We start from the raw sequence: 26838 nt of genomic DNA, 5'->3' as shown, positions 1-26838 counted from the left end.
TGATTACACAGGAGTTCTGGCTGTTGATGTAAAGTACTGACAGTTTGGAGCAAACCGTAAAACTGCGAATCTAGAACGGTCCGGCGCAGGCATCAATTCTGTGATGACTTGTGTGAATTAAGTATTTAGATTAGTGGTAAGAAAATCTTCGATACCTACAATCATTTGCTCCACGTCAGCTTTTGAGAATTCGCTTGGCTTGCCATGTGCTGCACTGTTTCTGATACCTGCAAATGATGTGATTTTTTTTTGTACGATTGAATTATACACTCCTGATTTAGTAAGATCGGCGTTCATTTTGTCCATTTTCCCATGTGCGATATTTTCTCTGCTACATAGTTCTCTGAGACTTGTTTCAAGAACTACGCCAGCAATGATGGCAGCCGGCGCTGAATAACCAGCGCTTAATAACTCTCGGGCTTGTTCTAGCTCTGTTTCAAAAACCTCCGCTTGAACGATTGACTTATATGAAGATAAATAGCCTCCTAAAAAATCTTCTTTTAATGCCAAGAAAACTGCTCTGGTATATTTAAAAGAAGAAAAATTCCCGGAAAAACTTGAGTTATTTTCTGCATTTTGAAATTCTTTATAGTGTTCTGATTTATCTCCACACACCTTAATAATTAGGTTTTTAACTTTTACTCGCCACTCTAAAAACTTTTCAGAGTCTACATCTTCACTAGGGCTCATCATTTCATAATGTGTTTTCTTGACAGTTTTAGCCAATTCAATCATTTGGTTATCTAACTCTTCAAATCGTTTTACTATTAATTTATTCACGATAATGCCCGTTTTTTGAAATTATAGCGCCTTGCTCATCGTAAAATGAGGGACGCAGCGAGTAAATTTACAAGTGCCGCAACTTGTTAAATTACTTCTAGATATCGACTTATTTCACCACAAAAATTATTGTATGTTAAATTAAATGATCTATTTTTATTATAGAGTAGTTTTTAGAGTTAAATTTATAATTACCTTCTGGATTTTTCTCAGTTAACTTTTAGCCTCTAATGATATAGAACATAACTTGCAAGGATAGACACTCATTTACTAAGTTTCTTTATACTAAGGTTTAAAAGTTGCGTTTTCGTTAGATTTTACTTTATTAACGCCTCTTAACTAAATGGTGCTAATTAGGCTGACAGAAGATTACCAAAAGTGCTTTATAAGTGCGGTTTCAATGTCGATATCGACTCTAAAGTACTGAAAAAAGCCCCGACGGCATCGACTAAAGCTTCGGTTAGTTCAGGATAATCATCTTCGAATATCTTGTTGATATCCTCGATAGCTGCATCGATTTATTCCTGAATGCCTTCCTCGATTTTAGCTTTGTATTCTATTTATTCAGCTCTAGCAGCATAGGCATTTCGCAGGCGTCGTGGCCTGTGTTACCTAGGGGGGCCGACAGATGTACAAAGCCTAATTTCTCATAGAGTTTTACGGCTTCATTTAACGCGGCTGTGGTTTCTAAATAGCAGCTTTGATAACCCGTTTCGCGGGCGAAATCGAGTGCCATTAGTGCTACGCGTGTTGCGAGTCCTTTGCCGCGGATTTCAGGCATAAAGTACATTTTCTGCAGTTCACAAACACCCTCATTGTTGGCTAACGGCGCAATGCCGGCGCCGCCTAGAATGCGCCCCTCTAATTCAATAATCCAATAGTTGGCGCCCGCTTGGGAGTAAATCTGGCTGAGGCAATCTAAGATCGGGTCGGCCACGCTATAACCTTTATCTGCGGTTAAGCCGTATTCGGCCGAGACATCGCGGATGACTTTGGCAATCGCGGCATCATCTTGGGCTGTGGCTTGGCGAATGTGACAGCCACTTTGGTGTTTGGCGTTATGTACGGCTTGGTTATATAACATGAGTGCCTCTTCAATTTGTGAGGTTTGTGCCGGAGTCAGTTGGGCTAAGATCTCTTGAAATAATTGATTTTGTTGAGTATCTAATTTCAGGAGTAACTTCTTCCCCGCGGGCGTGAGTTGTACTAATAAACAGCGACTGTCCCGTGGGTGTATTTGACTCTGGGCAAGATTTTTATCAATCAGATGCTTAATGGCTCGGCTCGCATTGGACTTATCTATGCTGAGTTTGCAGGCCAGCTCTTTGATGGTCAGCGGCAGCTTGCCTATCTCAAACAAGGCGTGGGCTTGCACTGGCGAGAGGGGCAAATCTCCAAAGGCGGCGTTGAGCATGCCTAAATTCCTCACTAGATAGCGAGATAAGTGCCTGAGTTGGGCGGATGAGCCTGACTCCGCCGTTTGCTTAGCGTGAATTACAGGCTTAACTGGATCTGGAGTCGATGGTGCGTCTGTTTGAGCCATAGTCGAATGGGTTTGGTTGCATATCACAACTAAGTTAGCGGGCTTCAACTGCGCTTGCAACATGTTACTAACAAGTTTGTGCGTAAATATTGGGATTTAATAGCGGCGCCATAGCGAGAATAATCGCTTGGGTGTAATTACTTTCACGGGTCGCGTGGCCGTGGGTGAGCAAACCTATGGCACCGCCTTTTTGTTTGATATTGACAGTATTGAACAATCTATCCATAACATGCCCGAGTTCTTCACCTGCTTCTAATGCCCGATAAACCTGCATTGGCAGAGGCAAAATTGCGCTGCGGCCAATGGCAAGTTGGTCTTTATGCCCAATGGCGATATAGGCGAATGTGGCAGGGCCAAAGTCGAAACAATCGACACCGCCTTCCATCGCAAAATAGTAGTCGGCTTGAGTATCTTGTTGATCCTGTTGTTGACAGTAGTGCACCCGATTAATCGCCCCTTGGCGAGTGTCTTTATCTGTCATTGGCTGCGCCGCAACACCTGAAGGTGCATCCATACCGCTGGCGTCTATAATGCTTTCGGGGAACAGTTGTGCCATCGCTTTGGTTGCCGCGTTGATTTTTACTGGGTTTTTAGAACCCACTTTTATCTTGATAATTTTTTGTTGCATATAAGTTGTTTATTTCAGCTTTTAATGTGGACGCTCGTTTGAATCATTGCTTAAATGGTCTGAGGTGTCTAAGCGTTTGGGTTTTCTATTCTGCCACAGTCGTCGGCGAAGCTCAGTAAAAAGCCAACAGTAGGGGAGGCAATAGCCAGCCTTAGGGACTAGGAAGCGACATATGACTATTGCTCCTTCAGTAATGTAGGCTGGGATAAGCAGTAAGGCTATGTCATTGAAGGAACCAAAACCAAGAGATAATAATAATGAAATTCAACAAACTCGTGATCGCTATGGGGATGGCCTGCGGTGTAATACTCGCCGGCTGTAACGATAGCGAAGATAGCACTACGCCCACCGAACCCGAAACTCAACTGCAAGCTTTTGCTCCCAACGGTTTACTCAAAGCCAATATTCGCCGCACCACCTACGGCGTGCCACATATCCAAGCCGATAACTTAGAAAGCTTAGGTTTTGGTAGTGGTTATGCGCAGGCACAGGACAATTTATGTGTGTTAGCCGATGGCTTTATTAAGGCTAACTCGCAGCGTTCCATGTACTTTGGCCCCCATGCGTCGATTGACTTCACTACGGGCCAACCCACAGCGGAAGATAACGGCAACTTGATCTCTGACTTTGCCTACAAAGCGTTAAAGATCAGAGCGCAAGCCGAAGAGAAATGGCCACAGTTTAGTGAAAACTCTCGGGCGCTGATCCAAGGTTTTACCTCTGGTTATAACCAATATCTTGCCGATGTCGAAGCGGGTAAACAAACGGCAGAACCTTTCTGTGGCGGTCAACCTTGGGTCAAACCTATAGTGCCAGAGGATGTGGTGACTTATCTGTTTTCAATCGCTTTGTTACCGGGCGCAGCTAACTTTCTCGATTTGATTTTTTACGCAAACCCGGGAGATGCGCAGGAATATATGCCGCGTATCGTAGGGCCTGCGCCCAGCCAAGACCAAACCGCATTTGTGGCCGATATGCAGTCTAAGTTGATTGCCCGCGCGGCCCGCATCACCACGCCAGAGACCAATCCCCGAGGATTAGGCTCTAATGGTTGGGGTTTAGGTAAAGATAAAACCGAAAACGGTAAAGGCATGGTGCTCGGCAATCCGCATTTCCCACACACGGGTAACCTGCGTTTTTGGCAATCCCATATTACGATCCCTGGGCATTTAGACATGATGGGCGGCTCGCTTGTGGGTATGCCAGGGCCGATTAATATCGGTTTTAACAAAGATTTAGCGTGGACTCATACCTTCTCAACCGCCGAACATTTTGTGATGTATAACTTAGAGTTAGTCTCGGGCGATCGGATGCAATATCTGTTCGATGGTAAACCTATGCCGATCACCAAAGAGACGGTATCGATTCTGGTGAATGCTGGTCCTGCCGGCATGTTAGTGGCCGAGAAGGATATTTACACCACGGCAAAAGGCCCTATGGTTGAAGCGCCACCTGCTTTAGCACCTTTTGGTTGGGATGATGGCAGCGCCTTTATGATCCAAGACGCCAACATGGGCAATATGGACCCCGTTGACCATTGGTTAGCGATGGACATGGCGACCAATAAAGAAGAGTTCCAACAGGCCTTCAAGGATTACGACGGCGTTATCTTCAATAACACTATGTACGCCGATAAAGAGGGCAATGCTTTCTACATCGACGACTCGACAGTCCCAGGATTGTCTGAATCGGCAGTGGTGTTGTTAAAAACCTCGCCAGACATTAAAGCGGCTAAGGCGCAGGCCGGATTTACGATTTTACCCGGCAACACATCGCTGTTTAGTTTCGATGGCCCAACACCCTATGCCCGCGCGCCAAAGCTTGAGCGTACTGACTTTGTGCAAAACTCCAATGACTCATTCTGGTCGACTAACTTGAATGAACCGCTGACTTATTTCTCGCCCATGTATGGACCAGAAGCAGGGCAATTGTCGCTGCGAACGCGTATGGGCTTGAGCTTAATGCAGGATGCGGCTGGGGCAGATGGCAAGTTTAGCTTGGAAGAACTCGAAGCGGCGGTGTTGTCTAATCGCAGTTATCTTGCTGAGTTAGTGCTGCCTGATTTGATTGCCCAGTGTGATGCCCAAGGCAGCACGCCTGTTGTGGTGTCGGCGAGTTTATCTAAGGATGTCACTTCGGCGTGCACGGCGTTAAAAGCGTGGAATGGTAAGCAAGATAACGACAGCAAAGGCGGTGCTTTACTGCGTGAGTTTGCCCACCAATTCAGCCAAACGACCATGTTGACCCAAGGATTCGATCCCGCCAATGCGGCAACGACACCTAAAACCTTGACCACAGATGGCAGCGCCTTAGTGGCTTTAGCCCACAGCGCACTGAATCTTGAGGCAGCAGGTTTTGCCTTAGATGCGCCATTGGGTGAGGTGCAATTCGTGGAGAAATCGCTGCCGGACGGTACGCCAAGCGGGTCGCGTTTACCTTGGCCGGGTAGCCACAATGCCGAGGGTGGATTCAACGTGTTCTCGACCAGTCTGTCGGGTGACGACACTTTAATCCCGCAGCACAAGTACGCACCTGTGATGGACGTGGTTACTGGTAAGGCGATGAGTTCTGGCTTAACGGCGAAGGGATACCAAGTGCGTTATGGGTCGAGTTGGATGATGGCAGTGAACTTTACTGACGAAGGGCCAGTGGCGCGGGGAATTTTAACTTACTCTGAGTCGAGTAATATCCTAACGCCAGCGTTTGCCGATCAAAGTATCTTGTACTCAAGCGAGAAAAGTTTCCGTCCGTTATTGTTCAAAGAGGCTGATATAGCGCCAGCCGTGGTGTCGACCACTGAGCTTATACTACAGAAACCTTAAGTCTGATTTTGCGCTAATCGTTAACGGCTCACTCCGGCGTTGGTTCCGCAGTGAGCCGTTTTTTATGGCGTTTGCGACTGATAGCGATTTGTAAAAATTTAACATTAGCGGATGTGATCTTGATCGACTTTAGCTGTCAATATGCAGCATTGGATCTCGTTTCATGGGTTTTTGTGATCTAGATCCAATTCGGTGTTTTTCTCGGCGCTTATGCTATGTCACTGGCTTTGGTTTGAGGTGAAAATATTGTGTCTTTAAGCGGTTTTTTATGTGTGTTTTTTGATGCTGCATTGAAAACTTATTACATTAAATCAGCGATCTAGATCTCAATATCAGTTTATTATGAAATTCCCTTACATAAAGCCGAGTCAGATCAACTTTTATGGGCTTTTTTTGGTTATCCTTACGACGAATTTATTATGCTAGTCACACCGTAAGGTAACTTTTATATGCAAAAAGATGCGACCAGTGTTCTTGGAACACCTCAAAGCACACAGAATCTAGATTCAACGAAACACTTACCTTGGACTCGCCAAGATACGACTTGGATGTTGAGTTTATTTGGCACAGCCGTTGGCGCTGGAATTTTATTTTTACCCATCAATGCGGGCATGGGCGGCTTTTGGCCTCTCGTACTCATGGCAGTGATCATCGGTCCTATGACCTATCTTGCCCACCGCGGTTTATCTCGTTTTGTTTGTTCATCAAGCATTCCCGGCAGCGACATCACCCAAGTAGTAGAAGAACATTTTGGTGTGGGTGCGGGTAAAGCCATTACCATACTGTATTTCTTCGCCATCTATCCGATTGTATTAATTTACGGTGTGGGTATTACCAACACAGTCGATAGCTTTATCGTCAATCAGTTGGGCATGGCATCGCCCCCACGCTTTATTTTATCGGGTGTATTGATCCTCGGTATGATGGCTGTGATGGTTGCGGGTGAGAAATTCATGCTGAAAGTGACACAATTGCTGGTATATCCGCTGGTGGGTATTTTGGCCTTTATGTCGTTCTACCTGATCCCAGAATGGAAAATGGATGCCTTACAAGTGGTGCCAGAAGCGGGCGCATTTTTAGGCACAGTGTGGTTGACGATCCCAGTATTGGTGTTCGCCTTTAACCATTCTCCTGCGATTTCACAGTTTTCAGTGTCACTGAAACGTGACCACGGCGCCAATGCTTCTCGTAAAGCTGACGTGATTTTACGTAACACTTCGATGATGTTAGTGGGCTTTGTGATGTTGTTTGTGTTCTCTTGTGTGCTGTCGTTATCGCCAGCCCAATTGGCAGAAGCGAAAGCGCAGAACTTACCGATCCTGTCTTACTTAGCTAACGTGCATTCAAGTGGTTTTGTGAGCTACTTTGGTCCGTTAATCGCCTTTATCGCGATTGTGTCCTCTTTCTTCGGCCATTACATGGGCGCGACAGAAGGCATGAAAGGCGTAATCGTTAAGCAGTTACGCTCAAGCGGCAAATCAGTCACGGATGCTAAGATCAACAAGTTCATCCTAGGCTTTATGTTTGTCACTATCTGGGCTGTAGCTGTGATCAACCCAAGTATCTTAGGCATGATTGAAGCCTTAGGTGGCCCAATTATCGCGGCTATCCTGTACTTGATGCCTATGTATGCCGTGTATAAAGTGCCAGCGTTAAAAGCCTATCGTGGCCGTATCAGCAATATCTTCGTGATCATTGCAGGTTTACTGGCGATGACGGCGATTCTGTTTGGTTTCTTCCGTTAAGTTTTGCGAGTGCAGTGAAGCTTAACGAGGAGTTAGCGTTAGGTTTTTAATCTGAATCGTGACTCGTAAAAAAAGGATCGTGCCATTGGCCCGATCCTTTTTTATTGCGAATAAGATATTGGATAGCTTATTTTTCTTCGTACATTAAGTAGTAACTCTGCTTCATCCCTAAGGCTTGATAGGTCTGCTGGGCGGCGAGGTTTTCTTGCTCAACATATAAACGGAAGCTGGCAGCGCCACCATTGGCTTCGGCCAGTTGTTTGACTTCACTGTAGAGCTTGCCATAAATGCCTTGGCGACGATTTTGCGGGCGAATATACACACTCTGGATCCAGTAATAATCCTTGGCGCGCCAATCGCTCCATTCAAATGTCACCATAAGCGAGCCGACTATTTCTCCTTCAATTTCGGCGACGAGGTAAAACCCTTTTTGTGGACTTTCAAGTAGCGTGCCCACGCCGCGGGTTAGTGTTGCTTCATCTAAGGCTAAGCCTTCGGTTTCTTGGGCCATCGCCTGATTAAATTGGACTAAGGCACTGAGGTCCTGAGCCTTAGCTTTACGGATCAACATACAACAACTCCTAGGCGGTTATTGAGTAATACCGCTCTTGTTTAGTGAACAACCATTTTGTGGCTCACTTTAGCATGGAACATTGTGGGATAACGAGTTCGACAGTCGCGGTTTTGGCGGAGTGAGCTTAATTGATACTGCGGATTTTTGTACGACTAAAGTCTTGTCTGCTAGGCTTATCTCTAGTGCCCTTTTTCTGAACTAAGTGAGTCTATGATGGGATTCGTTAAGTCGACACGCCGCTATAAACTTAAGGTGTTGCCCGTTGTTGATCTGATTGCTGATGAGCAAATAAACCATCGGCTGCATTTTATCTTAACTTTGTTGAGTTTTGGTTTGTGGGGACTCGTTTGGTGGTGGTTGATCCTAAAAGCCAAGGGTAAATCGGACTTTATTTTCAGTGGTTTTGATGACGATTACTGGAGTTATTTGATTGAACGTGAGCAACCGCCAGCAGCGCTTTATCGTCAGCAAATTGCGCCAAATAAAGTCACAGAATATTTTGATGCTTAAGCAGAAAAACTAACATTTCAGCGGCCAATTTAACAAAGTTAGTTTGGTTAATGTTACTGATTTTAAGACAGTTTAGCTCAACGTGACCCAGATCATCCCTCTATGAAAACCCCTCTGCTAGACTCGGCGATTGCCTCATGTAGACTGAGAAACTAGCGCGCTAGTTTTGGTCTTTGCCCCATCATAGTTTCGAATTCAAGGTTATGAATATGACAAAACCTAAGTCGTCGGCATTAGGCCGTGTTTGGTCTCGCTGGATGTCAGTGCCGCTGTGGCTGCAAATTGTTATTGGTATGGTGCTAGGCATTATTGTCGGCGTTATTTTTGGTGAGCAAGCCACTTGCTTAAAACCGCTTGGCACCTTGTTTGTTAATGCCATAAAGATGCTGATCGTGCCATTGGTGTTTTGCTCGCTGATCGTGGGCGTCACGTCGATGCAAGACACCGGCAAGATGGGGCGTATCGGCTTTAAATCCTTTGGGTTTTATCTGTTTACCACGGCTATCGCGATCAGTATCGGCCTGCTTGTTGGTTATGTATTGCAGCCCGGCGCAGGCTTAGGATTAACGCTGGCAGAAGGCGCGACTCAAACCGCCAAAGCTGTGCCTTCATTAGTCGATACCTTGGTTGATATAGTGCCGACAAATCCGATTGCGGCCATGGCAAGCGGACAAATTTTGCAAGTCATCGTATTTGCCATCGCCTTAGGTATCGCATTAGTGCTGATTGGCGATCACGGTAAACCTGCGATTAAAGTGTTCGAAAGCCTCGCCGAAGCCATGTATAAACTGGCCGATATGGTGATGAAACTCGCACCCTACGGCGTCTTTGGGCTAATGGCTTGGGTGGCGGGAGAGTATGGTATTGATATGCTTTGGCCCCTGATCAAAGTCATCATAGCCGTATACCTTGGCTGTATTATCCACGTGCTGGGTTTCTATAGTTTTTTGCTGCGCGGATTTGCGAAGTTAAGTCCGCTGCAGTTTTTTAAAGGCATTAGCAACGCCATGTTAGTGGCGTTTACCACGTCTAGCTCTGCGGGCACGCTCCCTGCAAGCATGAAGTGCGCGAGTGAAAACCTAGGCGTTCATAAGAAGATTTCTAGCTTCGTGTTACCGCTGGGCACTACCATCAATATGGACGGCACTGCGTTATACCAAGGCGTTACTGTACTGTTTGTGGCGCAGGCGTTTGGCATCGACCTGACTGTCGTCGATTATCTCACCATTATTTTAACCGCGACTTTGGCTTCTATCGGCACTGCGGGTGTTCCCGGTGCGGGTTTAGTGATGCTGACGTTAGTGCTGACAACTGTAGGGCTGCCTTTAGAAGGGGTGGCATTGATAGCGGGGATTGACCGTATTTTAGATATGGTGCGCACTGTGGTGAACGTCTCCGGTGACTTAGTGGCGACAACTGTGATTGCCAAGTCTGAAGATGAGCTGGATATGGCGCATTACAATGCCGACATGGAGCAAAGTGCCGTGCTAGCCGAGCAGAATATCGCCCTTGAAACGGCAGCGGAGAATAGCGCCAAAGTCTAGTTGGCTTCAGTTGCTGGCTGTGAAACTAAAAAACCGCCAATGGCGGTTTTTTTATGCGGACAAATTTTCTTTGTTGAAGCTTACTACACTGGGTTTATTGCACTGTGCTTACTTCAGTTCGCTTACTTCAGTTGGCTCAAGATCAGCACTGGCTTGTCGTCGCTGTTGAGTAGCGTCAGGCGACCTTGCACTAGCTTAGCTTTAGCCACTAATGGCATTGTTTGCATCACTTTGTGCTCTTGTTGCATTAGCGCATCGACACAGGCTTTCATTGTGCTACCGGCAGGAGATAGCTTAAGCTCTTGGCCTTGCTGAGTATATTGACCGAAAAAGTTATTACAGCTGTTGTTGCCGTGTAATTTGCCTTCGGCCTCAAAGGTGATTTGCGCTGGGCTGTAATCGATAGTCGGTTGGCCTTGAACCATCTCAATGTGCCAGCTGCCCTCTAATGGAATGGTCTCATTTTGGGCGACATCGGTACTTTGGCAGGCGGTGAGTCCCAACAGTAGCGCACCTAAGATGAATGTTTGTTTTAACATCGTTACGGTTCCTTTTTCCATGGTTATGGCCATAGTGTGACAAGTTTTGCTCAAGATCTAAAGAGGTTTATATGACGGACTCATTTAAAAGTACTATGAATTTGTTGAAGTTTTTACATTGGTTAGGTGTATTGATGCTAGTTTGTGGACTTGGGTTCTATATGTTGACGCAATGGAGTCTAGAGATAAGCGGCATGTTACTGATCTCAAGCCTGATTGGCTTAGGGTTGGTTCTAATGTCACCCTATCCCGTAGTGCTGTTTATCCAGTGGGCGAAGCGCCAAGATGAGCAATCTAAGTGATTTCTTGCTGCGTAATTAAACCCAAACCTCGTTAACTCGCCACTTCGTTAAATCTAAGCTCGGTTAACCTATCGCTTCGTTAAATCACTGCTTCATTAACTTAAAGCGCCGCCGAATCTGCGGCGGAATTATCGTATAAGCTTGAGTCTATGGCGGGCTTAACTGGTGTATCTTCAACCTCAGGCTTTGGTGGTTGCATTGAATCGAGTTTGCCCCGCGCGAGTTCCATCATGGGCGCGAGTTTTGCGCTGGATTCTGGAGTGAAGAAACTGTAACTCGCATCGAGTTTAAGCTGGTGGTTTTGTTGTTCTAACTGTTTTTCTACCCGCTTCATAATATGCTGAATATCCCGCTCACCATCGACAAAGGCCAGTACCACAAATTGAGTGGTGTTGTAGTGGGCGGCTACGTCGGCGGTCCTTATCGTATCTTGGATCAATTTGCCTAACAGCCTGTGGTGATTATCTTCGAGGGGGATGGGCGTGTTATCTGGGCTCAGTAATTCAAAGAAGATGATGCCTGCATGGGCACCAAAGCGGCGGCCTAAATTGAGCTGTCTTGGCGCCATCATCAAAAAACCATAATGATTGAGCATGCCGGTTTCTTGGTCGCGCATCGAAAGGGATTCAATGCGATGGTTCTGGCACAGCAGAGATAATTCCTGTTGCAGCAATATCTGAAACGGTTCGAGCATAGCGGCATTGGCTAGCGGCTCTGCCATATGTGGGTTGAGTACGCACAGGGCGCCAAATTGGCTGCCATCGGGCCAAGCGATTGGGCGCGAGAGAATGTGCTGAATGCCATCAAAATCCCGTGGTAAATCATCCAACATAAAGCTGCCGAGGTTTTGATATAAACCGTCGGGTTGGCTGTTTTGTATCTGTTGAAAAAGTTCGAGTTCTGCGGGGTACAAAGTACCCGCAGTAAATTGTGGTGTTTCAGTGATTGCACTGACAATGATCTCAAATCCGGCGCTGGTCTTTTGGAATATAAAAACCGTGTTAGCGTTGTAATAGCTGTTGATTAGCTCACATTGGTGCATCCAGCGAGTGAGATTCACTTGCTGATTGTCGCTATCAAGTAAACTCAGGTTGGGATTGATGGTCTCGGGCAACATACAAACGCCTAACTAGGGCTAGATATCCATTAAGTTTGGGAAATAAAAGGGGATTTAGCAAATCAAGGCACTAAATAGCACCTTGTTCTAGCTGTGCCTACTAAGCCAACCGAGTATACTGATGGCCTTAAATTGGGCCTAAAGCCAACATTATGCTGTGAGAACACTGTGAAGATTAGATTAGCCTTACCCCAAGATGTTGATTTATTAGCGATGCTAGAGCAAAAACATCTCAATGACGAACTAGCTTCCGCCAATATGGGACTGCAAGGGCAAGCTTTTTCCCACAGTGAACTGAGCGAATTAGTGCATCATCATTGGGTCGTGGTGGCGCAGGTTGAGCAGCAGATCGTCGGTTATGTGATTGCTGGCCGGTGGGGATTTTTCGAACATTGGCCTATTTATCGCACTTTGTTGAATCGTTTGCCGCAACTCGATTGGGATGGACCTAAATTAACTAAGACCAATTCATGCCAATACGGGCCGATTTGGGTGCAGCAAGCCTACCGTGGACAAGGGATTTTTGAGGCATTAGTCAGTGAAATTCGTCGCCAAGTTGCCCCGCATTTTAGCTATATGTTGACCTTTATCGCCGAAGATAATGAACGTTCCTTTGCCGCCCACTCGGGAAAAGCGCACATGCAGGTAGTGGATTTTTTTACTGTGTCGGCGCGGGATTACTATTTAATGGCGGCAACGACCCAAGCTTAGTTGTTCGATGATAGAAATTAAGGATTCAATCTCTACTGTGTAAATAACCCGAGTTCAGGTTAAATAACGGAGATAAATACATGAATGTACAATTTGTTGAGTCACTATTAACGGCCTATGCCGAAGTCAATTTATCGGCTTGGGACAACTTGAGATTGGTCCTATCTGAGTGCGCTCACCATGAATGTGAGGCGAGGGGATTTGAAGTCGAGTTTGTTTCCGATTCAGGACAAGCGCAGCATTATTGGGTACAAGTGGGGAATATTTGGCTCGATTGTGGCCGAACCAATGCCTATTCGGCGACGATAACGCAACTGAGCGATGCGCAAGTCAGCCGCGCGAATACAAAAAAGGCGCTGGAGTGCGCCATTTTATCTCAAGAGCAGATTGGTCTACTGTGCATGCAAAACGCCCATTTCGACCATTGCTAAGTGCGCTTATTCAGTCAGTTTCTCAATCGCTTTTTTGATCAATACTTCTTCATCAGAAAGATGCGCTGAGGGGTAGTGGTGACTGTGCCTATGATCTCAAACCCTTGTTTTTCATAAAACACAGGGGCTTGAATCGATAAGGTATCCACTTGAGCTACCAAGCAACCCCGTTGTTTCGCCTCTGCTTCAGCAAGCGCCATCAGTTTATGCCCAAGCCCTGTGCCTCTGGTTTGGTCATCAACCCAGACCACATTGATTAAGAAGTTTTTATAGATAGTCCGTCCACCCACACCACCAATCAACTTGCCATTTTCATCACGTGCTATGACAGTCAAAGGCACTGATTTCTCAGGCCCTAATAGCCCAGCATTAAATTGCCTAACGCCGTCTACCAGCGCATCCACAATCGCGTTATTTTCTTCATGAATAACTTCAAATTTCACTTAAATTTCTTCCTTAAAAATGGATTTTTTGCTTTTAAATCATATAGCAACTATCAGTAAACTCAATGTTGAACAGAAATGTGGTGGAAAGTAGTGTCGGGGGAACTGTCACTTTAGTTGTTAGCAGTTTAGCGTTTGCTGATATCCACTCACACAGGCTTGTCAGTCCTTGGATGCTCGACCGCCCCGTCCATGGGGCGGACGGTCGTCTCGCTATCACCATGGCTCACTTTTTTGGTATTAACGGAACCTGTGGATTGAAAAGATTACACAACATACTTTTGGACAGAAATGTGTTGGAAAGTAGTGTTTTGGGAGCAGTAATTTCAGTTGTTAGAAGTTTAGCGTTTACGAATATCCACTTGCACAGGCTTACCATGGCATTCGCTCGTCGACTCGCAGCCAGTCCATCCGTGGATGCTCGACCGCCCCGTCCATGGGGCGGACGGTCGTCTCGCCAATCACCATTGCTCACCTTTTGGGCACTAGTGTAACCAGTCTGTATGAAGGAGATACCCAGCAAGCTTTTGGACAAAACCTTGTTAGATAATTCACTCTTATGAGCCAGATTCGGATTAGCTATTCTATTAGCAATGCTTCGTTTGGCTACAAACTAATCAATAAACGATAAAACCAGTCGGAATAGGCATAACAGGGACATGAATCAGTTCTCTAGAGATTTGATTCATCTAAAGGGAAAAAACCGCCCCAGAATAGCCGCAAACAGGGCAATAGGACGAGGTTTAGCGGCTGACGTGAATCAGTCTGGTGTAGAGTGATTCACTGGCTCATTTTTGGACATTTTCGTGCTAGCCTAGATCGCGCTGAGGCGGCGATATGTAACACCTTACCTTTATTATAATTTAAAATTATCATTTTTATAAATATCGATAATTTTAATTGCTAATGATTAAGCCATATATTCCATTCCATCGAAACGATAGTTACAAAAAGAAATGTATTGGAGCACATTATGAAAATGAATCACGTAGGTATTATGGTTGGTGATATGGACAAAGCGGTTGAATTCTATACTAAAGCGCTAGGTCTTCGTATTGTAATGAACAAGACTAAAGTGATTGAAGAACGAGAATCTGCGATTGGCCGTATGTGCATTGCGGTATTCGGTGAAGGTTTTAAAGGCTTTAACATCGCTCACTTGGTAACAACAGATGGTATCGGCGTTGAACTGTTTGAGATGAAAGATCGTCAAGAACGTCATGAAGTAGACTTCGCTCGCCTAGGTATCTTCCACTTCTGCTTACAGCTACCTAAAGAGCAGTTTGATACAGCAATCAAACGTGTTGAAGAGTATGGCGGTAAAGTTCGGATGGACATCATGCGTTACCATCCAGAAAACGAGCTAAAACAAGCACAAATGGTTTATCTGGAAGACCCGTTTGGCAACCTGTTTGAGTTCTACTCACATTCTTACGAAGACACTTACGCTTCAGACTATGAATAAGTAAATACGTAAAACAAAAGGTTGGCTCTGATGCCAACCTTTTTGTATTCATTCCTAGGTCAGATATAAGATCAAAAAGCTAATAGCTTCTGAATAGTAGTTCTTAACTTACATCAACCAATATCAAAAGAGTTCTCGATAACTTTAATGATCTGTTCATAACGCCTAGCAAGTGGTGAATTAAGTTTGCTAACCAAGTACACAGGCTCCTGTATCTCTGCGGTAATATTGAATATTTTTAGCTGTTCTTTGGCTGCGAACAGGTTGACGCACCATCGAGGAACCACCGTAAAACCGATACCCTTAGCTATAGGAACCAATATTTGATGCACTTGGTTAATGTAGCTTTGTGTCGAAACATTCTCTAAATCGACCAAACTAAGTAAATCATTGTGGGCTTGATTAACATAAGTTTGGAAATAGTGAGCCAAATCTGGATGACGAACTACTCCCAACTCCATTAACAATTCATTTATAGATAAGTTTTCGTCTGCGGAAAGTGGCAGCACAAGAGCAAGACACTCCGCACCAATAATACGGCTCGCAAAATATTTAGGATTGGGTTCTTTTGTCACTAAACCTATATCCAATTTTCCCTGTAGTACTTGCTCAAATATACGTTGGTTTGGTGTTGCTTCTAACTCAATGGATAAGTCTGGATAACTCGTTTGCAAAGAAAGTAATTCTGAATAAATCAACCAGGCGAAAGTTCCCGAACAGCCAATAGTACAGCGACCTCGGAAAGGTTCGTCGTGTGCCAAATTCTGTAATAGTTCAGACTCTTCTTCAAAATGTTTGACAGCATAATCGTAAACTTTACGCCCATAGATTGTTAACTCAAACTTTTTGTTAAATCTCTTTATTAGAGGATAACCGCATGCAGCTTCTAGTTTATTTATGTGCTGGCTTACCCCAGGTTGCGTCATGTGGAGCAATTCGGCCGTTTTGGTGAAGTGTCCAACATCGACCAATGTTTTAAAAGTGTTAAGCCAAATAGGATTGAGCATAGTTAGAAACCAATAATTATTAATAAATACATTTTCAATAATCATTAATTATACTGAAAATCACCCTTTGTGTCCCTATCGCTCAGAGAGAACCACAAACTCATGACGAACTTCAACCAGAGAGAGTCAAATAGGTTAATGAAAAGATTTAGAGATTAGATTACAAAACGGCTAATAATTTTATAAAGGCTGACTTTTACGGATAACTTGAGGTAGGGCAAATACGCACTAGCAGTATGAGTTAGGGGTTCTACTCTAACCAAGAATAGGGCAAAGATTTGTTAGCCCAAAGCTCATGAAAAATGATCGCGTTCGCGCGTGAACCAGACTAGGTAAGTCTGATTCACTGTAACTATTTTTGCAATTCCTCATGGTCAGGTCTTTCTTTTGGGTACCCATTACTTTAAGTATCTCAAATGATCAGATAACAAAGGGCTGTTCTTCGAGCCGTGGCGCACTTAGGGGCAAATAGCTTTTTTAGCTGAACGAACAGCGATAGGGTTAGTAAGGATTGGCATTGTTGCAACAGTGACCGTTGGCGGCATGGATGCCGTCGTCGAGCCTATAGGGATGATGAGATGGACACCTCTTGTAAAGTAGGCGTCATTAACGCCATATTGAATCTGCAAGCTCAATATCAACAAAGGTGTCCACTATGAAAATTACTCTAATTGGTATCGATTTGGCAAAAAATGTTCTCCAGGTTTGTGGTGTTAATCAAGCAGGGAAAGCGGTATTTAATCGCACAATTAAACGCACCCAACTATTAAAAACGCTTGTGCAATATCCCGAGGCTGTCATTGCTATGGAAGCCTGTAGTGGCTCAAATTATTGGGGCAGAGAACTTATCTCTCAGGGTTTTGAGGTCAGATTAATTCCACCACAACATGTGAAACCATTCGTGAAAGGGAATAAAAATGACCGCAATGATGCTTTTGCTATATGTGAAGCGGCTCAACGTCCTAACATCATTTTTGTTAAACCAAGATCTTTAGAGCAGGTCGATGTGATCATTAGCCATCGGATCCGAGAGCGCCGTATTAGGGTCAGAACGGCATTAACTAATCAGATCCGTGGTTTATTAAGTGAATATGGCATCGTTATCCCTAAAGGTCGTGATCCACTTAACCTAGCACTTCCTGAGTTACTCGAAGATGCAAGTAACTCGCTTACCACTATCGCTCGTCGTTACATTAGGGAATTGCTCGATGAGCTTTATGCCATAAATGCTTCGATTAAGTCATTAGAAAAAGATATTCGGATACAAGCAAGAAATCATCCAGATACCAAACGGTTAACCGCAATACGAGGTGTCGCTGAGATTATTGCCACAGCAGCGGTATCCTTTGCTGGTGATGGCTCCAGTTATCAAAATGGTCGACATTTTTCTGCAAATTTAGGGCTCGTTCCAAAAGAGTTTTCAAGTGGTGGAAAACAGAAATTAGGTGGCATAACCAAGCGTGGTAACAGCTATCTAAGGCGTCAGTTAATTCAAGGTGCATGGTCTGTCATACGCTACGCAACAAACAACGATGATAGGCTGTCTGTATGGGCGAGAAATATCATTGAACGAAGAGGCAAGCAAAAAGCAGCTGTGGCAGTTGCAAATAAACTGGCGAGGATAATTTGGGCGATGCTCTACTATAAAACAGAGTACAGAGCCTGTTAACTAAATGAAGCAATAACATACCCTAAAAAACCGAACACAATTAATGAAGTAACAGGTAATACCGGCCTTTGCAAATGCTGAGAGAGTATAAGGAGTTATAACTCCGAAGGGACGATAAGCAGCAAAGGCGCGGTTCTCATTAAGGCCAGAGAACAAAGATTCTCACAAACAGGTCGGATATACGTACGCAGTATTACTTTCTGTTACTCATAAAGTGGTTGATCTGTTCGAGGTGTCCATATATATATTTACGGCGAGTCACTGGGGAAACAATGACAATTCATGCTGCATAACTGACGATAAAGTTATCTTGCTTTGGGGTAATAGCTTTTTAGCTGAACGAACAGCTAGAGGGTTGGGGAGGATTGGCATTGTTGCACCTGTGGCCTTCTAAAACAGGATGTTTTAGTTGAGCCCTCAGGGACGCTTTTTGTTAAACAAAGAGGTGGTGAGTCACAGGGAAAACGATAATGAATGATGCACAACTGGCGATACAATGATTTTGCTTTGGGGAACCCAAATTTCAGGCATAAAAAAACCGCTGGGTAGCGGTTTTTATATTTTGCAATATTAACGGGTTTTAATCGAAACCGATTATAGACCCGCGTCAGCGCGCAGTGCTTCAGCTTTGTCTGTTGCTTCCCAAGGGAATTCGTTACGACCAAAGTGGCCATAAGCGGCAGTCGCTTGATAAATCGGACGTGCTAAATCGAGCATGGCCGTTAAACCGTATGGACGCAGTTCGAAGTGTTGACGTACTAACTTGATCAGCAAATCTTCAGACACTTTACCCGTACCGAAGGTTTCGATGCTGATAGAAGTCGGCTCTGCTACACCAATAGCGTAAGACACTTGGATTTCACAGCGATCAGCAAGACCTGCTGCAACGATGTTTTTTGCCACATAACGGGCAGCGTATGCCGCGCTACGGTCAACTTTTGATGGATCTTTACCAGAGAATGCGCCACCACCATGACGGGCCATGCCGCCATAGGTATCAACGATGATCTTACGACCGGTTAAGCCGCAATCGCCTACTGGACCACCGATAACAAAACGGCCAGTTGGGTTGATAAAGAACTTAGTGTCTTTGTTTAGCCATTGAGCTGGTAATACTGGCTTGATGATGGTTTCCATCACGCCTTCAATTAAGTCGGCTTGTGATACGTCATCTCTGTGCTGAGTTGACAATACGACGGCATCAATACCCACAATTTTGCCATCATCATAGGCAAATGTGACTTGGCTTTTCGCATCTGGGCGTAACCAAGGCAGGGTGCCGTTTTTACGCACTTCAGACTGACGCTTCACTAATGCGTGGGCATAAGTGATAGGCGCTGGCATGAGGACGTCGGTTTCGTTGTTGGCATAGCCAAACATTAACCCTTGGTCGCCTGCACCTTGCTCAGCAGGGTCAGCACGGTCTACACCTTGGTTGATATCAGGTGATTGCTTACCAATGGCGTTTAATACCGCGCACGAGTCTGCATCAAAACCCATATCTGAGTGGGTATAACCAATTTCACGCACCGTTTTACGGGTGATTTCTTCGATATCAACCCAAGCAGAAGTCGTGACTTCGCCACCGACTAATACCATGCCAGTTTTGACATAAGTTTCACACGCCACGCGTGCTTTTGGATCTTGAGCCAGAATTGCATCTAGCACAGCATCAGAAATCTGATCTGCAATCTTATCGGGATGACCTTCTGAGACCGACTCAGAAGTAAACAAGTGCTTTGCCATAGTAGGAAAATCTCGTCGTTAGCATTCAAACGTGTAGAAGCATCTACATCTAGACGGCTATTTTAGTTTAAATCCGATTGCCGATCACCCCCAGTGAGAAAAAATCCTCTCAGATTGTGACCTGAAAACGACTATGCTCAGTCTTGAAATGGTTATTTTACTTATATTTCATAGTATTAAGTTTACTATGTTTTTGAGAAATTTATTTCTCTATTACAAGTGATCCTTGCGAGGCCCACTCAAGTAAACGCCAGTAAAGTGACTAGCTTGTTTCTACGAGTTTACGATTCGGCCATCTTTTGCTGAGTGAATGATAATTTTAGTTTGCGTCACACTGGCATGTAGGGGAAAATATGCATCCAAATTGCCCGCTAGACCCCACAAACAAGCAGGAGAGAGCATGTCTTCCCGTAAAGTACTCGCAAACGCAATCCGTGCGTTAAGTATGGATGCAGTTCAAAAAGCAAATTCAGGCCATCCCGGCGCCCCAATGGGTATGGCAGATATTGCTGAAGTGCTGTGGAATGATTTCCTTAAGCACAACCCGACCAATCCTAAATGGGTAGATAGAGACCGTTTCGTCCTTTCTAACGGTCACGGTTCAATGCTGATCTACTCTTTACTTCACCTGACAGGTTATGAATTACCCATCGAAGAACTGAAACAGTTCCGTCAATTGCATTCAAAAACCCCGGGTCACCCAGAATACGGTTACACCCCAGGTGTTGAAACCACAACGGGTCCACTCGGCGCGGGCATCAGCAATGCAGTCGGTATGGCGATTGCTGAAAAAACCTTAGCGGCACAGTTTAACCGTGATGGTCACGATATCGTTGATCACTACACTTACTGCTTCGTCGGCGACGGCTGTTTGATGGAAGGTATTTCCCACGAAGCCTGTTCATTAGCCGGTACTTTAGGTCTAGGCAAACTGGTCGCATTTTGGGATGACAACGGTATTTCTATCGATGGCCATGTTGAAGGCTGGTTCACCGATGATACGCCAAAGCGTTTTGAAGCTTACGGCTGGCATGTGATTGCCGGTGTTGACGGTCACGATAGCGCGGCAATCCGTGCTGCTATCGAAGCGGCGAAAGCGGTGACCGATAAACCAACCATGATTTGCTGCAAAACCATTATCGGTTTTGGCTCACCCAACAAATCTGGCAGCCACGATTGCCACGGCGCGCCATTAGGCGATGCGGAAATCGCAGCAGCCCGTGAATTCCTTGGCTGGCCATATGCACCATTTGAAATCCCTGCTGACGTTTATGCCGGTTGGGATGCCAAAGAAGCCGGTGCTGCCCGTGAAGCTGCATGGAACGAGAAGTTTGCGGCTTACAGCGCAGCTTACCCAGAACTGGCTGCTGAATACGATCGCCGTGTACTGAAAGGTGAATTACCTGCTGATTTCGAAGAGAAAGCGCAGGCATTCGTGCAAGCATCACAGGACAAAGCCGAAGGTATTGCGAGCCGTAAAGCCTCACAAAATGCCATCGGTGCTTTCGGTGCTATGTTACCTGAACTGTTAGGCGGCTCTGCTGACTTAGCGGGTTCTAACTTGACACTGTGGTCAGGTTCTAAAGGTATTCAAGACGATCCAGCTGGTAACTACATTTACTACGGCGTGCGTGAATTCGGCATGAGCGGCATTATGAACGGTGCTTCGTTACATGGTGGTTTCATCAACTACGGCGCAACTTTCATGATGTTCATGGAATACGCACGTAACGCAGTCCGCATGTCGGCGCTGATGGGCATTCAAAACATCTTCGTTTATACCCATGACTCTATCGGTCAAGGTGAAGATGGTCCAACGCATCAGCCAGTTGAGCAATTAGCTAACCTGCGTATGACGCCAAATATGGCTGTATGGCGCCCATGTGATGCGGCAGAAACGGCGGTTTCTTGGAAAGCTGCGATTCAACGTCGCAATGCGCCAACGTCACTGATTTTCAGCCGTCAAAACCTCAAAGCCCAAGCGCGTACCGCTGAGCAATTAGCCAACGTGGCTAAAGGTGCTTATGTACTGCAAGACTGTGCGGGTACACCAGAACTGATCCTGATCGCAACCGGTAGCGAAGTACAATTGGCGATGGATTCAGCAGCTGCATTAACTGAGCAAGGTAAACAAGTTCGCGTAGTCTCTATGCCATCGACAACTGAGTTCGATAAGCAAGATGCAGCGTATAAAGAATCGGTATTACCACGCGCTGTGACTAAACGTGTGGCTATCGAAGCGGCGCATACCGATTTCTGGTACAAGTACGTCGGTTTTGAAGGCACTGTTGTTGGCATGACCACTTTTGGTGAGTCAGCGCCGGGTAACGTGCTATTGAATCACTTCGGTTTCACCGTTGAAAATGTGCTGAATGCTGCAAAATCATTGGGCTAATCGCTCAAGGGATTAGATTCAATACAAAAGGTTAAACTTTTTAAGTGTTAATCTGTATAATGCGGCCTGCAATCTTTTGCAGGCCGTTTTTGTATTTAGAGGAAATTGAGACCTCAATGATCCGAGTCGCTATCAATGGTTATGGCCGTATCGGCCGCTCTATTCTTCGTGCTTTGTACGAGTCTGGAAAACGGCAGCAAATGCAGATTGTCGCGATTAATGAATTAGCTAAACCTGAAGCCATTATTCATCTGACCCAGTACGACACCACCCACGGTCGGTTTGCGCACAAAGTGAAACTCGTCGATGATCACATGCTGATTGGCGACGATGCGATAAAAATTCTCCACGAGCCCGATCCCACAAAACTCCCTTGGCACGAGATGGACATAGACATTGTCTATGAGGCCACAGGTGTATTACTCGATCGTCAAAGCTGCGAAGCCCATATTCATGCTGGCGCTAAACAAGTGCTGATAAGCCATCCATCCTCAGCCGATGTCGATGGCACGATTGTCTATGGGGTGAACCACGATTTACTCCGCGCCGAACACACAGTCGTTTCCAACGCTTCTTGTACGACTAACTGTATCGTACCTGTGATCGACGTGCTCGACCGCCACTTCGGCGTTAAAAGCGGTGCCATTACCACTATCCATTCGGCAATGAACGATCAGCAAGTGATTGATGCTTATCATGATGACTTACGTCGTACCCGCGCCGCCGGCCAATCGATTATCCCTGTAGACACTAAGCTTGCCCGCGGTATTGAGCGGATTTTGCCGCACATGAAAGATAAGTTTGAGGCGATTTCGGTGCGCGTGCCCACCATCAACGTGACCGCGATCGATTTGTCTGTGACGCTTGAGAAAACCGTCGATATTGCCACTGTAAACCAGGTGCTGGAATCGGCCGCCAATGGGCGATTTAACGGCATTTTGGGTTATACTGATGAGCCCTTGGTTTCATGTGATTTCAACCATGATCCGCGCTCCAGTATTGTTGACGGTACTCAGACCCGTGTCAGCGCCGGTCAGTTGGTGAAGCTGTTGTTGTGGTGCGATAACGAGTGGGGTTTTGCCAATCGTATGTTAGATACGAGTTTGGCGATGATCGCAGCCAAGCGAGGCTGATAAAAAGTAGATTATTCACCGGTGGGTCACTCAGTTATATGCCAATTCGACGGGATGTCGAGCGCCTAGCGGCAGTAAACTGATACCGGCCATGTGTGAAACCAGTTTGTTTTTTGATTATAAAAGGAAGCGTTACTATGGCAATTATCAATATGTCAGATTTGGATCTACAAGGTAAGCGCGTGCTTATCCGTGAAGATCTCAATGTGCCTGTCAGCAACGGCGTCGTCACCAGTGATGCACGTCTGCGCGCCTCTCTACCGACTATCGAGTTGGCCCTTACTAAAGGCGCCGCTGTGATGGTGATGTCGCACTTAGGTCGTCCGACCGAAGGTGAATACAATCCCGAATATTCTATGCAACCTGTGGTTGACTACTTGGCTAAAGCCTTGTCGTGCCCTGTACGTTTAGCGACGGATTATTTAGACGGCGTCGACGTTGCCGTCGGTGAAGTAGTGGTATTCGAAAACGTGCGTTTCAACGTAGGCGAAGGCAAGAACAACGAAGCGCTGTCGCAAAAAATGGCGGCATTGTGTGATGTCTATGTTATGGACGCCTTTGGTACTGCACATCGCGCCCAAGCATCGACCCACGGCGTTGGCATGTTTGCCCCCATCGCCTGTGCCGGTCCATTACTGGCGCAAGAATTAGATGCCTTAGGCAAGGCATTAGATAATCCTGCGCGTCCTATGGTGGCGATTGTCGGTGGCTCTAAAGTGTCAACTAAGCTGACCGTGCTAGAAAGCCTTTCAGGTATCGTTGATCAGTTAGTGGTTGGCGGCGGTATTGCCAATACTTTCATCGCGGCGGCGGGTTACAATGTCGGTAAATCACTGTATGAAGCGGATTTGATCGACGAAGCTAAACGTTTAGTGGCCAATGCTAAGAGTCGTGGCGCCGATATTCCAGTGCCGACTGATGTGGTCGTGGCAGGCGAGTTTAGCCCAACGGCTGCGGCAACTTTAAAATCAGTTAGCGAAGTCGCTGATGGCGAAATGATTTTTGATATTGGTCCTGATAGCGCTGAAGCTCTAGCTAAAATCATCGAATCTGCTGGCACTATCGTGTGGAACGGCCCTGTGGGCGTGTTCGAATTCGACCAATTTGGTGAAGGTACTAAGCGTATCGCCCAAGCGATTGCCGATTCAAAAGCCTTCTCTATCGCAGGCGGTGGTGACACTTTGGCTGCGGTTGATAAGTACGGTATTGCCGATAAAGTGTCTTACATTTCGACTGGCGGCGGCGCTTTCCTCGAGTTCCTCGAAGGTAAAGAGTTACCGGCTGTGGCTATGTTAGAAAAGCGCGGCGCTTAATTATTAAGTTTTAAAATACGCGGCGCATAAGACGCCGCGATAAGCTCTGATAACATCAAAGCTTGATAATAAATAAAAGAATTATAAAAAAACCGCCCGTGTTTATTTTAGATATTTATTTCAGGTACTTGTTTAAGGTATCTATCTGAATACGGGTATAAAAATCCATCCAAACGATAGTGACCTCGGTGACCAAGCGTTGCAGAATGTGACAGTCACCCTATTATTGGAGTTAAAAAATGGCGTTAATTTCCCTACGACAACTACTCGACCACGCGGCAGAACATGGATACGGTGTGCCTGCGTTCAACGTTAACAACTTAGAGCAGATGCGTGCCATCATGCAGGCCGCTGAAGCAACAGACAGCCCTGTTATTGTGCAAGCTTCTGCTGGCGCGCGTAAATATGCTCGCCCACAGTTCTTAAAATATTTGATGGCAGCGGCTCTTGAGCAGTACCCAGATATTCCTGTGTGTATTCACCAAGACCACGGTACCGATCCTGATATCTGTCAGCGTTCTATCCAATTAGGCATGTCATCAGTGATGATGGATGGCTCTTTGATGGCTGACGGTAAAACCCCTGCATCTTATGACTACAACGTCGATGTCACTCGTCGCACAGTGGCATTTGCCCATGCGTGTGGCGTGTCAGTTGAAGGCGAAATCGGCTGTTTAGGCAGTTTAGAAACTGGCCAAGCAGGCGAAGAAGACGGTATTGGTGCAGTGGGTACATTAAGCATGGATCAAATGCTGACAACCCCTGATGAAGCGGCGCGTTTCGTTGCTGATACCCATGTTGATGCACTTGCCATCGCTATCGGTACTAGCCACGGTGCTTACAAGTTCAGCCGTAAACCTACGGGCGATGTACTGCGTATCGACCGCATCAAAGAAATTCATGCGCGTATTCCTAATACTCACTTAGTGATGCACGGTTCATCTTCAGTGCCACAAGAATGGTTACAGATCATCAACCAATACGGTGGTCAGATCCCAGAAACCTACGGCGTGCCATTAGAAGAAATCGTTGAAGGTATCAAGCACGGTGTGCGTAAGGTGAATATCGATACTGACTTACGTTTAGCATCAACAGGTGCGGTACGTAAGTTCTTAGCGGAACACCCAAGTGAATTTGACCCACGTAAATTCTTGAAAGCGTCAATGGAAGCCATGGCAGACATCTGTACTGTTCGCTACGAAGCTTTCGGTTGTGCTGGTCAAGCATCTAAGATTAAACCATTGTCTTTACAAGCAATGTATAAAGCGTATCAGTCTGGCGCCTTAGATCCTAAGATCAACATGTAAGCGTTATCGTTAAGACAAAAACCCGCTGATGCGGGTTTTTTTATGGATGAAATAGCGGTCGTTTTCATTTTTTAAGCGCAAATGTTAATATTGCGCGGATTTTCAGGGGAAAAAACTAACCCATATTAATATGTGCTTATTCAGCTTCGCTGGGACGAACAGATATTTATAGGGATTGGATTTAACGGAACAGGAACGATTAAATATGAAAAAAGTACTGACCGCAGCACTATTAATGACTGCACCTTTTATGGCGACAGCAGGGGCCGATTTTGTAAAAGGCGACAAGACATTCGCTGGTGAAGCTGAGTTAGGTGCCACCTTAACCACAGGTAACACTGAAACCTCATCATTTAAGGGACGTTTAAATCTTAAGCATGAGCTTGGCGATTGGGAAAATCAGTACTTACTAGAAGGTTTATACAAAGAAGATACCGGTTCTGTCACCGCGAAACGTTATTTAGCAGGCGCACAGGGTAACTACAAGATGACAGACCGTAGCTACCTATTTGCGAATGCCAGTTATGAAGTCGACCCGTTTACCGGTTATGACTACACCCTATCTGGCGCAGCGGGTTATGGTCATAGACTGTATGACACCAGCAAGACCTTTTTAGATGTTGAAGTGGGTCCCGGTTATATCTATCAACGTCTCGATACTGAGCAAGCGCTTATCGAAGGTTATGACACCAACGACAGCGTTGTTGCCCACGGCGTGATCAACTTCGAAACTGAAATCACTGAGACCTCTAAATTCCAACAGCGTTTCGTTGCCGATTACGGTGACAAGTTAGATGCCCGTTCTGAAACCTCATTAACGGCAAATATTATCGGCGCATTGGCGATGAAGTTTGCCATTATTGTGCGTTACAACAGCGAGCCGCTGGATGATAAGAAAAGCACAGATACCGAAACCAATATGACCTTGTTATATGCTTTCTAATGCTGTGACACTGATTTAAAACAAAAAAGCACCTTCGAGGTGCTTTTTTATTGGCTGTTTTTGGACTAAGTTGAATATACGTTAAGTTTTTCTTTATTAGTAACATCTGTAGTTATACAAAAATTAATGTTTTAAATGCCTTTGGTTATAGGGTAATGCATAGAAAGTTGC

At 45.5% G+C, this 26838-nt stretch carries 23 protein-coding genes; 14 read left to right on the top strand and 9 right to left on the bottom strand.

All coding sequences use genetic code 11. The features are described 5' to 3' along the window. Nucleotides 1-117 precede the first annotated feature (117 nt). From OX890_RS18945 to yjjX, 3 genes are all read right to left on the bottom strand, one after another. Nucleotides 118-780, bottom strand: coding sequence for a DUF4145 domain-containing protein (locus tag OX890_RS18945; RefSeq protein WP_126492684.1), 663 nt, complete (start codon nt 778-780; stop codon nt 118-120). 556 nt (nt 781-1336) lie between these two features. Continuing rightward, on the bottom strand, nt 1337-2386 hold the full coding sequence (locus OX890_RS18940; RefSeq protein WP_172599614.1) for a bifunctional helix-turn-helix transcriptional regulator/GNAT family N-acetyltransferase: 1050 nt from the start codon (nt 2384-2386) through the stop codon (nt 1337-1339). Nucleotides 2387-2390: 4 nt separating this feature from the next. Next, the gene (gene yjjX, locus OX890_RS18935) at nt 2391-2951 is read right to left on the bottom strand and encodes an inosine/xanthosine triphosphatase (RefSeq protein ID WP_126492683.1); all 561 of its coding nucleotides are present in this window, start codon (nt 2949-2951) and stop codon (nt 2391-2393) included. 257 nt (nt 2952-3208) lie between these two features. Here yjjX and OX890_RS18930 point away from each other — a divergent pair, with 257 nt between their 5' ends. Both OX890_RS18930 and OX890_RS18925 read left to right on the top strand, forming a co-directional pair. Then, the gene (locus OX890_RS18930) at nt 3209-5773 is read left to right on the top strand and encodes an acylase (protein ID WP_126492682.1); all 2565 of its coding nucleotides are present in this window, start codon (nt 3209-3211) and stop codon (nt 5771-5773) included. 449 nt (nt 5774-6222) lie between these two features. Further along, entirely contained in the window at nt 6223-7518 is a 1296-nt protein-coding gene (locus OX890_RS18925; RefSeq protein ID WP_006080322.1) for an aromatic amino acid transport family protein, read from the top strand. 127 nt (nt 7519-7645) lie between these two features. On the opposite strand, the gene OX890_RS18920 is transcribed toward OX890_RS18925, so the two are convergent. Then, nucleotides 7646-8089 (bottom strand): GNAT family N-acetyltransferase, encoded by a 444-nt coding sequence (locus tag OX890_RS18920; RefSeq protein WP_006084032.1) that lies wholly within the window; start codon nt 8087-8089, stop codon nt 7646-7648. Between the two features lie 216 nt (nt 8090-8305). Here OX890_RS18920 and OX890_RS18915 point away from each other — a divergent pair, with 216 nt between their 5' ends. Beyond that, nucleotides 8306-8602 carry a hypothetical protein gene (locus tag OX890_RS18915; RefSeq protein ID WP_126493531.1) on the top strand — a complete coding sequence of 99 codons (297 nt, stop codon included), beginning with the start codon at nt 8306-8308 and terminating at the stop codon, nt 8600-8602. A 209-nt stretch (nt 8603-8811) separates the two neighbouring features. Then, on the top strand, nt 8812-10146 hold the full coding sequence (locus OX890_RS18910; RefSeq protein ID WP_126492681.1) for a dicarboxylate/amino acid:cation symporter: 1335 nt from the start codon (nt 8812-8814) through the stop codon (nt 10144-10146). Nucleotides 10147-10268: 122 nt separating this feature from the next. On the opposite strand, the gene OX890_RS18905 is transcribed toward OX890_RS18910, so the two are convergent. Then, complete coding sequence (locus OX890_RS18905) at nt 10269-10685, bottom strand: META domain-containing protein (RefSeq protein WP_126492680.1); 417 nt, start codon at nt 10683-10685, stop codon at nt 10269-10271. Nucleotides 10686-10756: 71 nt separating this feature from the next. Here OX890_RS18905 and OX890_RS18900 point away from each other — a divergent pair, with 71 nt between their 5' ends. After that, nucleotides 10757-10987 (top strand): hypothetical protein, encoded by a 231-nt coding sequence (locus OX890_RS18900; RefSeq protein ID WP_006080327.1) that lies wholly within the window; start codon nt 10757-10759, stop codon nt 10985-10987. 100 nt (nt 10988-11087) lie between these two features. On the opposite strand, the gene OX890_RS18895 is transcribed toward OX890_RS18900, so the two are convergent. Continuing rightward, a complete protein-coding gene (locus OX890_RS18895) occupies nt 11088-12104 on the bottom strand; it encodes a GGDEF domain-containing protein (RefSeq protein ID WP_126492679.1) in 1017 nt (338 codons plus the stop codon). Between the two features lie 168 nt (nt 12105-12272). Here OX890_RS18895 and OX890_RS18890 point away from each other — a divergent pair, with 168 nt between their 5' ends. Both OX890_RS18890 and OX890_RS18885 read left to right on the top strand, forming a co-directional pair. Further along, entirely contained in the window at nt 12273-12815 is a 543-nt protein-coding gene (locus tag OX890_RS18890) for a GNAT family N-acetyltransferase (protein ID WP_126492678.1), read from the top strand. A gap of 80 nt (nt 12816-12895) precedes the next feature. Beyond that, nucleotides 12896-13246, top strand: coding sequence for a hypothetical protein (locus OX890_RS18885; RefSeq protein WP_012588480.1), 351 nt, complete (start codon nt 12896-12898; stop codon nt 13244-13246). A gap of 38 nt (nt 13247-13284) precedes the next feature. Here OX890_RS18885 and OX890_RS18880 read toward each other — a convergent pair whose 3' ends face one another. After that, on the bottom strand, nt 13285-13689 hold the full coding sequence (locus OX890_RS18880; protein ID WP_011845882.1) for a GNAT family N-acetyltransferase: 405 nt from the start codon (nt 13687-13689) through the stop codon (nt 13285-13287). 973 nt (nt 13690-14662) lie between these two features. Between OX890_RS18880 and OX890_RS18875 the strand changes: the two genes are divergently transcribed. Further along, the gene (locus tag OX890_RS18875) at nt 14663-15154 is read left to right on the top strand and encodes a VOC family protein (RefSeq protein ID WP_006087343.1); all 492 of its coding nucleotides are present in this window, start codon (nt 14663-14665) and stop codon (nt 15152-15154) included. A gap of 113 nt (nt 15155-15267) precedes the next feature. Here the strand turns inward: OX890_RS18875 and OX890_RS18870 are convergent, their stop codons facing one another. Then, nucleotides 15268-16206: a LysR family transcriptional regulator gene (locus OX890_RS18870; protein ID WP_006087342.1), complete on the bottom strand. Its 939-nt coding sequence runs from the start codon at nt 16204-16206 to the stop codon at nt 15268-15270. Between the two features lie 610 nt (nt 16207-16816). Here OX890_RS18870 and OX890_RS18865 point away from each other — a divergent pair. Then, nucleotides 16817-17830 carry an IS110 family transposase gene (locus tag OX890_RS18865; RefSeq protein ID WP_107946627.1) on the top strand — a complete coding sequence of 338 codons (1014 nt, stop codon included), beginning with the start codon at nt 16817-16819 and terminating at the stop codon, nt 17828-17830. A 594-nt stretch (nt 17831-18424) separates the two neighbouring features. On the opposite strand, the gene metK is transcribed toward OX890_RS18865, so the two are convergent. Next, a complete protein-coding gene (gene metK, locus OX890_RS18860; protein WP_006080333.1) occupies nt 18425-19576 on the bottom strand; it encodes a methionine adenosyltransferase in 1152 nt (383 codons plus the stop codon). Between the two features lie 400 nt (nt 19577-19976). Here metK and tkt point away from each other — a divergent pair, with 400 nt between their 5' ends. The 5 genes from tkt (at nt 19977) to OX890_RS18835 (ending at nt 26667) form a co-directional block, all read left to right on the top strand. After that, a complete protein-coding gene (tkt, locus tag OX890_RS18855) occupies nt 19977-21971 on the top strand; it encodes a transketolase (RefSeq protein ID WP_268649735.1) in 1995 nt (664 codons plus the stop codon). A 116-nt stretch (nt 21972-22087) separates the two neighbouring features. After that, a complete protein-coding gene (gene epd / locus OX890_RS18850; RefSeq protein ID WP_006084022.1) occupies nt 22088-23104 on the top strand; it encodes an erythrose-4-phosphate dehydrogenase in 1017 nt (338 codons plus the stop codon). A 137-nt stretch (nt 23105-23241) separates the two neighbouring features. Beyond that, entirely contained in the window at nt 23242-24417 is a 1176-nt protein-coding gene (locus OX890_RS18845; protein ID WP_107403873.1) for a phosphoglycerate kinase, read from the top strand. 239 nt (nt 24418-24656) lie between these two features. Continuing rightward, nucleotides 24657-25724, top strand: a complete 1068-nt coding sequence (fba, locus tag OX890_RS18840) for a class II fructose-bisphosphate aldolase (RefSeq protein ID WP_006084020.1) — start codon at nt 24657-24659, stop codon at nt 25722-25724. Between the two features lie 205 nt (nt 25725-25929). Continuing rightward, the gene (locus OX890_RS18835) at nt 25930-26667 is read left to right on the top strand and encodes a DUF481 domain-containing protein (protein ID WP_012090103.1); all 738 of its coding nucleotides are present in this window, start codon (nt 25930-25932) and stop codon (nt 26665-26667) included. Nucleotides 26668-26838: the final 171 nt, after the last annotated feature.

The organism is Shewanella sp. DAU305 (genome assembly GCF_026802235.1).
In the GTDB taxonomy this organism is placed as follows: Bacteria; Pseudomonadota; Gammaproteobacteria; order Enterobacterales; family Shewanellaceae; genus Shewanella; species Shewanella baltica.
Note: the sequence above shows the minus strand (reverse complement) of the source record. Positions and strands in the feature narration are given on the sequence as shown.

Excerpts from the sequence above, each read along its gene's own strand:
- OX890_RS18835 (WP_012090103.1), top strand. The coding sequence starts at position 25,930 with ATGAAAAAAGTACTGACCGCAGCACTATTAATGACTGCACCTTTTATG.
- OX890_RS18925 (WP_006080322.1), top strand. The coding sequence starts at position 6,223 with ATGCAAAAAGATGCGACCAGTGTTCTTGGAACACCTCAAAGCACACAG.
- OX890_RS18845 (WP_107403873.1), top strand. The coding sequence starts at position 23,242 with ATGGCAATTATCAATATGTCAGATTTGGATCTACAAGGTAAGCGCGTG.
- yjjX (WP_126492683.1), bottom strand. The coding sequence starts at position 2,951 with ATGCAACAAAAAATTATCAAGATAAAAGTGGGTTCTAAAAACCCAGTA.
- tkt (WP_268649735.1), top strand. The coding sequence starts at position 19,977 with ATGTCTTCCCGTAAAGTACTCGCAAACGCAATCCGTGCGTTAAGTATG.
- fba (WP_006084020.1), top strand. The coding sequence starts at position 24,657 with ATGGCGTTAATTTCCCTACGACAACTACTCGACCACGCGGCAGAACAT.
- OX890_RS18910 (WP_126492681.1), top strand. The coding sequence starts at position 8,812 with ATGACAAAACCTAAGTCGTCGGCATTAGGCCGTGTTTGGTCTCGCTGG.
- OX890_RS18885 (WP_012588480.1), top strand. The coding sequence starts at position 12,896 with ATGAATGTACAATTTGTTGAGTCACTATTAACGGCCTATGCCGAAGTC.
- metK (WP_006080333.1), bottom strand. The coding sequence starts at position 19,576 with ATGGCAAAGCACTTGTTTACTTCTGAGTCGGTCTCAGAAGGTCATCCC.
- epd (WP_006084022.1), top strand. The coding sequence starts at position 22,088 with ATGATCCGAGTCGCTATCAATGGTTATGGCCGTATCGGCCGCTCTATT.
- OX890_RS18940 (WP_172599614.1), bottom strand. The coding sequence starts at position 2,386 with ATGTTGCAAGCGCAGTTGAAGCCCGCTAACTTAGTTGTGATATGCAAC.
- OX890_RS18915 (WP_126493531.1), top strand. The coding sequence starts at position 8,306 with ATGGGATTCGTTAAGTCGACACGCCGCTATAAACTTAAGGTGTTGCCC.
- OX890_RS18930 (WP_126492682.1), top strand. The coding sequence starts at position 3,209 with ATGAAATTCAACAAACTCGTGATCGCTATGGGGATGGCCTGCGGTGTA.
- OX890_RS18875 (WP_006087343.1), top strand. The coding sequence starts at position 14,663 with ATGAAAATGAATCACGTAGGTATTATGGTTGGTGATATGGACAAAGCG.
- OX890_RS18870 (WP_006087342.1), bottom strand. The coding sequence starts at position 16,206 with ATGATTATTGAAAATGTATTTATTAATAATTATTGGTTTCTAACTATG.
- OX890_RS18865 (WP_107946627.1), top strand. The coding sequence starts at position 16,817 with ATGAAAATTACTCTAATTGGTATCGATTTGGCAAAAAATGTTCTCCAG.
- OX890_RS18905 (WP_126492680.1), bottom strand. The coding sequence starts at position 10,685 with ATGTTAAAACAAACATTCATCTTAGGTGCGCTACTGTTGGGACTCACC.
- OX890_RS18920 (WP_006084032.1), bottom strand. The coding sequence starts at position 8,089 with ATGTTGATCCGTAAAGCTAAGGCTCAGGACCTCAGTGCCTTAGTCCAA.
- OX890_RS18900 (WP_006080327.1), top strand. The coding sequence starts at position 10,757 with ATGACGGACTCATTTAAAAGTACTATGAATTTGTTGAAGTTTTTACAT.
- OX890_RS18895 (WP_126492679.1), bottom strand. The coding sequence starts at position 12,104 with ATGTTGCCCGAGACCATCAATCCCAACCTGAGTTTACTTGATAGCGAC.